At 65.3% G+C, this 633-nt stretch carries 1 pseudogene; it reads left to right on the forward strand.

What is annotated here, in order from left to right:
- Nucleotides 1-266, forward strand: a pseudogene (locus A9310_RS24890) (IS110 family transposase); the annotation flags it as partial.
- Nucleotides 267-633: the final 367 nt, after the last annotated feature.

Raw genomic sequence — 633 nt, forward strand, 5'->3', positions numbered from 1 at the left:
CGGCCAACCCCGGACGCCATCGACTCACCCGGTCTGGCAACCGCCAGATCAATGCCGCGATCCACCGCATCGCGCTGACCCAGGCACGCATGCCCGACACCCTCGGCCACGCCTATTACGAGAAGAAGAAGGCCGAAAACAAGACCCCTCGCGAGGCGATGCGCTGCCTCAAACGCCGCCTCGCCCGCGTCGTCTACAACCACCTCACCACCGACCACCACGCCCGCACCCGCAAAGCCGACAACCCAACACCCGCCGCCGCTTGACATAGGAGCTATGAGCCGGCCCCGAGCGGAGCCRCCCCCACCGCTGGTTGAGCCGGCCCCGAGCGGAGCCGCCCCCACCGCTGGTTTCAGTGTCAGGGTTGTCTAGCCACTTCGGTGGTGGTTGGGTTCTGACCATCAGGCATCTGGCTCTACCGCTGGTTACCGCCCCTGGCTGTATTGGGCTGGTGTTGGCTCATTGTGCCGATGCCTGGTGTGTCAGGACCGGCCGGCGTGACTTGATAGGAGCGTGGCATCGCCCCGACTGAGATGTGTCCGCCGACCGGCCCGACTGTCGCCACTCCACTCTGACAGGAAGGCATCTTCCATGATCGTTATCGGTGCCGATGTGCACAAGCGCACGCACACC

Source organism: Gordonia sp. UCD-TK1 (genome assembly GCF_001691435.1).
In the GTDB taxonomy this organism is placed as follows: Bacteria; Actinomycetota; Actinomycetes; order Mycobacteriales; family Mycobacteriaceae; genus Gordonia; species Gordonia hongkongensis.